Here is a 7,928-nt window from a genome sequence, read left to right on the forward strand (position 1 = left end):
GCCATCCGCGAGGGCGGCCGCACCGTGGGCGCGGGCGTGGTGGCCAAGATCATCGAGTGATCGGAGAGTTCTAGGGGTATAGCTCAATTGGCAGAGCGTCGGTCTCCAAAACCGAAGGTTGTAGGTTCGATTCCTACTGCCCCTGCCACCCGCCCGGGTGGTCGCAACGGCCCGCCCACACCGGCGGGCTTGCGCGTCTGATGGATGGTGTCCGGAACCGATCTGGCGCAGGCCGATCGAATCCCGGTAGATTTGGAATTGATGGTGGCGAGCACGCAGATTGAAACCGTGAGCACGGGGGTCGACAAGGCCAAGCTGGTCCTGGCCGCCCTGCTGGTCATCGGCGGCGTGGCGGCCTATTACCTGCTGGCCAGCCAGGGTGTCTGGGCCCAGTGGGGCGGCCTGATCGGCGGCCTGGTGCTGGCCGCGCTGGCCTTCCTGGTGTCCGAGAGCGGGCGCCGCCTGGTCGCCTTTGGACGCGATTCCTGGCGCGAGATGCACAAGGTGGTGTGGCCGGCGCGCAAGGACGCGTTGCAGACCACGGCCTTCGTGTTTGCGTTCTCGGTCGCCATCGCCCTGTTCATGTGGGTGACCGACCAGTTCCTGCAGTGGTCGCTGTACGACCTGATCCTGGGGTGGAGGCGATGACGAGCGAAGAAGTGATAAGCGAGATGCAGGCGGGCGCATCGACCAATCCGGACCTCAAATGGTACGTGGTGCATGCCTATTCGGGCATGGAAAAGGCCGTCGAGCGCAACATCCGCGAGCGCGTCGCGCGTGCCGGCATGGGCGCCAAGTTCGGCCGCATCCTGGTGCCGACCGAGGAAGTGGTCGAGATCAAGAATGGCGTCAAGCGCACCACCGAGCGCAAGTTCTTCCCCGGCTACGTGCTGGTGGAAATGGTGATGGACGACGACACCTGGCACCTGGTGAAGCACACCAACAAGGTGACCGGTTTCGTCGGCGGCGCGCGCAACCGCCCGACTCCGATTTCGGAAGACGATGTCATGAAGATCGTCAACCAGATGCAGGAGGGCTCCGACAAGCCGCGCCACAAGGTCGAATTCGAGGTGGGCGAATACATCCGCGTCAAGGATGGCCCGTTCACCGACTTCAACGGCACCGTCGAGGAAGTCAACTACGACAAGAACAAGCTGCGCGTGTCGGTCACGATCTTCGGTCGTGCCACGCCGGTCGAACTGGAATTCAGCCAGGTCGAGAAGGCCTGAATGTAATTGCATGACTGCTGGCGCCTCCCGACTCGGCGCCAGCGGGTTTCCTACTTGAGAGTCGTCAACCCCCGGGGAGCGTGGCCCGCCACGCGTTTGCACCCGCAAGGAGTCAAGCATGGCGAAGAAGATCGTCGGCTTCATCAAGCTGCAAGTGCCGGCTGGCAAGGCCAACCCGTCGCCGCCCATCGGGCCGGCGCTGGGCCAGCGCGGCCTCAACATCATGGAGTTCTGCAAGGCGTTCAACGCGCAGACGCAAGGCGTCGAGCCGGGCCTGCCGTTGCCGGTCGTGATCACCGCGTTCGCCGACAAGAGCTTCACCTTCGTCATCAAGACGCCGCCCGCGGCCGTCCTGATCAAGAAGGCCATCAAGCTGGACAAGGGCTCGGCCAAGCCCGCCACCGACAAGGTGGGCAAGATCACGCGCGCCCAGCTCGAGGAAATCGCCCAGACCAAGCTCAAGGACATGACCGCGGCCGACCTGGATGCGGCGGTGCGCACGATCGCCGGATCGGCGCGCTCCATGGGCGTGACGGTGGAGGGTGTGTAAATGGCCAAGTTGACGAAAAAGCAGAAGGCCCTGGTGGGCCAGATCGAATCGACCCGCCTGTACCCGCTGGCCGAGGCGCTGGACCTGGTGAAGCAGCACGCCACCGCCAAGTTCGATGAGTCCATCGACGTCGCGGTGCAACTGGGCGTCGATGCCAAGAAATCCGACCAGGTGGTGCGCGGCGCCGTGGTGCTGCCCAATGGCACCGGCAAGACCAAGCGCGTGGCCGTGTTTGCGCAGGGTGCCAAGGCCGACGAGGCCAGGGCCGCGGGCGCCGACCTGGTCGGCATGGAGGACCTGGCCGAGCAGGTCAAGGCCGGCAACCTGCCCTTCGACGTGGTCATTGCCGCGCCCGACGCGATGCGGGTGGTGGGCGCGCTGGGCCAGATCCTGGGTCCGCGCGGCCTGATGCCCAACCCCAAGGTCGGCACCGTGACGCCCGACGTGGCCACCGCGGTGAAGAATGCCAAGGCGGGCCAGGTGCAGTTCCGCGTCGACAAGGCCGGGATCATCCACGGCACCATCGGCCGCCGCTCGTTCGACACGGAAAAACTCCAGGGCAACCTGGCGGCGCTGGTCGAGGCGCTGAACAAGGCCAAGCCCGCCACCAGCAAGGGCGTCTACCTGCGCAAGGTGGCGGTGTCGAGCACCATGGGCGTGGGCGTGCGCGTGGACACCCAGACCCTGATGGGCTGAACACGGGATTCGTCCCGGGCGCCGGCCCCGTGCCGGCGCGCGGGCGAAGTGGTGGGCTGCGGCGGCCGCAAGGCGGCCGCGGGCCATCCAAGACCGCTGGCGTGGTCGTCCGCTTAATCTGCCCCGGAGACGGGGTCGGCCAGCGCAGATGGCGAGCCTGCCGCGCAGGAACCTTTCCTGAACGGTTGGTCGCTTTGAAAGGCGCGTCGGTCCATCGGCCGGCGCATTGGAAGGAGTAGACCTTGAGTCTGAATCGCAGTGAGAAGGAAGCGGTCATCCAGGAGGTGGCCGGGCTCGCCGCTAAAGCTCAAACGCTGGTGCTGGCGGAATACCGTGGCATCGCGGTCGCCGACATGACGAAGTTGCGTGCCGATGCGCGCAGCCAGGGCGTGGCGCTCAGCGTGTTGAAGAACACGCTGGCCCGCCGGGCTGTCGCTGGCAGCAGTTTCGAAGTGGCGGCCGACCAGATGTCCGGCCCGTTGCTCTATGGCTTCTCCGAGGACGCCGTGGCCGCCGCGAAGGTGGTGGCCGATTTCGCGAAGACCAACGACAAGCTGGTGATTCGCGGCGGCGTCTACGGAGGCAAGGCCCTGGATGCCGGCGCGGTGAAGGAGCTGGCGAGCATTCCGAGCAAGGAAGTGCTGCTGGCCCAGCTGTGCGGCCTGCTGATGTCGCCCATTTCGCGCACCGCCGTGGTGCTGGGCGCGCTGGCGGCGAAAAAAGGCGAAGGCGAGGCGGTGGCCGCCTGAGGCGACGCCCGCAGTTCATTCAACCACCCAACTGTTCTAGGTAAATCAAATGGCATTCGACAAAGACGCATTTCTGACCGCGCTGGACGGCATGACCGTGATGGAGCTCAACGACCTGGTGAAAGCCATCGAGGAGAAATTCGGCGTGAGCGCCGCCGCGATGGCGGCCCCGGCTGCTGGTGGCGCGGGCGCCGGCGCGGCCGCCGCGGCCGAGGAAAAGACCGAGTTCGACCTGGTGCTGGCCGAGGTCGGCGCCAACAAGGTGTCGGTCATCAAGGCGGTGCGCGAGATCACCGGCCTGGGCCTGAAGGAGGCCAAGGACCTGGTCGACGGCGCGCCCAAGACCGTCAAGGAGGCGATGCCGAAGGCGGACGCGGAAGCCGGCAAGAAGAAGCTGGAAGACGCCGGCGCCAAGGCCGACCTCAAGTAAATCGGTCTGGAGCTACTGCGCGGCGCGATCCTGGCCCTGCGATGCTCGCCGTACGTCGGTACGGCTGCGCTTCTCGAACCAGCCTCGCGCCGCTCGCTGCGCTCCAGCCTCGATTTACTCACGGGTTGATCTCGGTATCGACCCGCGCGCCATCAGAGCGCACCTGAAAGGGGCTTGCTGCAAGCCGCTTTCACGTGTCTTCTGAACCCGACTGCAGGAGACCACTTGGTCCGGGCCGCGTGCAACGCGCGGCCGTCCGCCATGGGCTGGTAGTGGCCAGCCGCCAAGCTGTCTTCAGGCGCCTCGTGCCTGATGCCCTAGTCGCCTGATATCCAGGACTACAGATCGTCCACCGCCCGGAGATTTCATGGCCTACACCTTTACCGAACGCAAGCGCATTCGCAAGAGTTTCGGCAGTCGCGACAGCGTGCTGCCGGTCCCCTACCTGCTGCAGATGCAGAAGGACGCCTACACCGCCTTCCTGCAGGCCGACACGGCCCCGAAGAAGCGCGTGCACGAGGGCTTGCAGGCGGCGTTTGAATCGGCCTTCCCGATCGTCTCGCACAACGGCTACGTCGAGATGAAGTTCATCGAGTACAACCTGGCCAAGCCGGCGTTCGACGTGCGCGAGTGCCAGACGCGCGGGCTGACCTTCGCCTCGGCGGTGCGCGCGCGCGTGCAGCTGATCATCTACGACCGCGAGTCGTCGACCCCGCAGAGCAAGGTGGTCAAGGAGGTGAAGGAGCAGGAGGTCTACATGGGCGAGGTGCCCCTGATGACCGATAAGGGCTCGTTCATCGTCAACGGCACCGAGCGCGTCATCGTCAGCCAGCTGCATCGCTCGCCGGGCGTGTTCTTCGAGCACGACAAGGGCAAGACGCACAGCTCCGGCAAGCTGCTGTTCTCGGCGCGCATCATTCCCTACCGCGGCTCCTGGCTCGACTTCGAATTCGACCCCAAGGACATCCTGTTCTTCCGCGTCGACCGCCGCCGCAAGATGCCGGTGACGATCCTGCTGAAGGCGATCGGGCTGAACAACGCGCAGATCCTGGCGCACTTCTTCACCAACGACCACTTCCGCCTGATGGACAGTGGCGCCCAGATGGAGTTCGTCACCGAGCGCCTGAAGGGCGAGGTGGCGCGCTTCGACATCACCGACAAGTCGGGCAAGGTCATCGTCGCCAAGGACAAGCGCGTGACGGCGCGCCACACGCGCGAGCTCGAGCAGTCGGGCACGACCCACATCAGCGTGCCGGAGGACTTCCTGGTCGGGCGGGTGGTGGCGAAGGACGTGGTCGACGCCGAGACCGGCGAGATCATCGCCAAGGCCAACGACGAGCTCACCGAGCCGCTGCTCAAGAAGCTGCGCGAGGCCGGCGTGCAGGATCTCGAGTGCATCTTCACCAACGAGCTCGACCACGGCGCCTACATCTCGCAGACGCTGCGCGCCGACGAGACGGCCGACGAGTTCGCCGCGCGCGTGCAGATCTACCGCATGATGCGCCCGGGCGAGCCGCCCACCGAGGACGCGGTGCAGGCCCTGTTCCAGCGCCTGTTCTACAACCCCGACACGTACGACCTGTCGCGCGTCGGGCGCATGAAGTTCAACGCCAAGGTGGGGCGCGACGAGTCCACCGGACCGATGGTGCTGTCCAACGACGACATCCTCGACGTGGTGAAGATCCTGGTCGAGCTGCGCAACGGCCGCGGCGAGGTCGACGATATCGACCACCTGGGCAACCGCCGCGTGCGCTGCGTCGGCGAGCTGGCCGAGAACCAGTACCGCACCGGCCTGGCGCGCATCGAGAAGGCCGTCAAGGAGCGCCTCGGCCAGGCCGAGAACGATCCGCTCATGCCGCACGACCTGATCAACTCCAAGCCGATTTCCGCGGCACTGAAGGAGTTCTTCGGCGCCTCGCAGCTGTCGCAGTTCATGGACCAGACCAACCCGCTGGCCGAGATCACGCACAAGCGCCGCGTCTCGGCCCTGGGCCCGGGCGGCCTGACGCGCGAGCGCGCCGGCTTCGAGGTGCGCGACGTGCACGTCACGCACTACGGCCGCGTGTGCCCGATCGAGACGCCGGAAGGCCCGAACATCGGCCTGATCAACTCGCTGGCGCTGTACGCGCGCCTGAACGAGTACGGCTTCATCGAGACGCCGTACCGCCGCGTCATCGACGGCAAGGTGACCGACGAGATCGACTACCTGTCGGCGATCGAGGAGGGCAAGTACATCATCGCCCAGGCCAACGCGGCGCTGGACGAGGAAGGGCGCCTCACCGGCGACCTGGTGAGCGCGCGCGAGAAGGGCGACTCGGTGCTGGTGAGCGTCGAGCGCATCCAGTACATGGACGTGTCGCCGGCCCAGATCGTCTCGGTGGCGGCCTCGCTGGTGCCCTTCCTCGAGCATGACGACGCCAACCGCGCACTGATGGGCGCCAACATGTCGCGCCAGGCGGTGCCCGTGCTGCGACCCGAGATGCCGATGGTCGGCACCGGCATCGAGCGCGTCGCCGCGATCGACTCCGGCACCGTCGTGACGGCGCGCCGCGGCGGCGTGGTCGACTACGTCGATGCCACGCGCATCGTGGTGCGCGTCGCCGACGACGAGGCGGTGGCCGGCGAGGTGGGCGTCGACATCTACAACCTGATCCAGTACCAGCGCAGCAACCAGAACACCAACATCCACCAGCGCCCGATCGTCAAGCGCGGCGACGTGCTGGCCCGGGGTGACGTGATCGCTGACGGCGCCTCCACCGACCTGGGCGAGATCGCGATCGGCCAGAACATGCTGATCGCCTTCATGCCGTGGAACGGCTACAACTTCGAGGACTCGATCCTGATCTCCGAGAAGGTGGTGGCCGACGACCGCTACACCAGCATCCACATCGAGGAGCTGGTGGTGATGGCGCGCGACACCAAGCTCGGTGCCGAGGAGATCACGCGCGACATCCCCAACCTGAGCGAGCAGCAGCTCAACCGCCTGGACGACTCGGGCATCATCCACGTGGGTGCCGAGGTGATGCCGGGCGACACCCTGGTGGGCAAGGTCACGCCGAAGGGCGAGACCACGCTGACGCCGGAGGAGAAGCTGCTGCGCGCGATCTTCGGCGAAAAGGCGTCGGACGTGAAGGACACGTCGCTGCGCGTCGAGCAGGGCTCGCAGGGCACGGTGATCGACGTGCAGGTGTTCACGCGCGAGGGCATCCCGCGCGACAAGCGCGCCCAGCAGATCATCGACGACGAGCTCAAGCGCTACCGCCTGGACCTGAACGACCAGCTGCGCATCGTCGAGGCCGATTCCTACGACCGGATCGAGAAGCTGCTCATCGGCAAGGCCGCCAATGGCGGGCCGAACCGCATCGCCCGGGGCACGAAGATCGACAAGGCCTACCTGGACTCGGTCGACAAGTACCACTGGTTCGACATCCGCCCGGCGGACGACGACGTGGCGGCGCAGCTGGAGAGCATCAAGGCCTCGATCGAGGCGCAGCGCCACAGCTTCGACCTCGCCTTCGAGGAGAAGCGCAAGAAGCTGACCCAGGGCGACGAGCTGCCGGCCGGCGTGCTGAAGATGGTCAAGGTGTATCTGGCCGTCAAGCGCCGCCTGCAGCCGGGCGACAAGATGGCGGGCCGCCACGGCAACAAGGGCGTGGTCTCCAAGATCGTGCCGGTCGAGGACATGCCCTACATGGCCGACGGCACGCCGGTGGACATCGTGCTCAACCCGCTGGGCGTGCCCTCGCGCATGAACGTGGGCCAGGTGCTGGAAGTGCACCTGGGCTGGGCCGGCAAGGGCATCGGCGCACGCATCGGCGAGATGCTGCAGGCCGAGCAGCGCGTGGCCGAACTGCGCAAGTACCTGACCGAGCTGTACAACCGCTCTTCTGGCCACCAGGAGGACCTGAGCCAGTTGAGCGACGAACAGGTGCTCGAGATGGCGGGCAACCTGACGCAGGGCGTGCCGTTCGCGACCCCGGTGTTCGACGGTGCGACCGAGGAGGACATCCAGGGCATGCTGCAGCTGGCCTACCCGGACGCGGTGGCCAAGGCCAAGGGCCTGACGCCCACGCGCACCCAGGCCTGGCTGCACGACGGCCGCTCGGGCGACGCCTTCGAGCGCCCGACCACGATCGGCTACATGCACTTCCTCAAGCTGCACCACCTGGTCGACGACAAGATGCACGCGCGCTCCACGGGCCCGTACTCGCTGGTGACGCAGCAGCCGCTGGGCGGCAAGGCGCAGTTCGGCGGCCAGCGCTTCGGCGAGATGG

General features: G+C 66.5%; 7 protein-coding genes and 1 tRNA gene. All 8 read left to right on the forward strand.

All coding sequences use genetic code 11. The features are described from left to right. Positions 1-72: 72 nt before the first annotated feature. Positions 73-148, forward strand: a tRNA-Trp gene (locus PKA16_RS15095). Between the two features lie 116 nt (positions 149-264). Then, a complete protein-coding gene (gene secE / locus PKA16_RS15100) occupies positions 265-648 on the forward strand; it encodes a preprotein translocase subunit SecE (protein WP_324404408.1) in 384 nt (127 codons plus the stop codon). Beyond that, positions 645-1,229, forward strand: a complete 585-nt coding sequence (gene nusG / locus PKA16_RS15105; protein ID WP_324404396.1) for a transcription termination/antitermination protein NusG — start codon at positions 645-647, stop codon at positions 1,227-1,229. The genes secE and nusG overlap by 4 nt, the downstream gene beginning before the upstream one ends. Before the next feature lie 118 nt (positions 1,230-1,347). After that, positions 1,348-1,779 carry a 50S ribosomal protein L11 gene (rplK, locus tag PKA16_RS15110; RefSeq protein WP_324404398.1) on the forward strand — a complete coding sequence of 144 codons (432 nt, stop codon included), beginning with the start codon at positions 1,348-1,350 and terminating at the stop codon, positions 1,777-1,779. After that, entirely contained in the window at positions 1,780-2,475 is a 696-nt protein-coding gene (gene rplA / locus PKA16_RS15115) for a 50S ribosomal protein L1 (protein WP_324404400.1), read from the forward strand. It abuts the gene before it with no gap. A 242-nt stretch (positions 2,476-2,717) separates the two neighbouring features. After that, positions 2,718-3,224 carry a 50S ribosomal protein L10 gene (gene rplJ / locus PKA16_RS15120; RefSeq protein WP_324404402.1) on the forward strand — a complete coding sequence of 169 codons (507 nt, stop codon included), beginning with the start codon at positions 2,718-2,720 and terminating at the stop codon, positions 3,222-3,224. Positions 3,225-3,273: 49 nt separating this feature from the next. Beyond that, complete coding sequence (rplL, locus tag PKA16_RS15125) at positions 3,274-3,654, forward strand: 50S ribosomal protein L7/L12 (RefSeq protein ID WP_324404404.1); 381 nt, start codon at positions 3,274-3,276, stop codon at positions 3,652-3,654. Positions 3,655-4,021: 367 nt separating this feature from the next. Next, positions 4,022-7,928: DNA-directed RNA polymerase subunit beta (gene rpoB / locus PKA16_RS15130; RefSeq protein WP_324404406.1), on the forward strand; the 3,907-nt coding region annotated here is incomplete at its 3' end.

The organism is Ottowia sp., assembly GCF_035325765.1.
In the GTDB taxonomy this organism is placed as follows: domain Bacteria; phylum Pseudomonadota; class Gammaproteobacteria; order Burkholderiales; family Burkholderiaceae_C; genus Ottowia.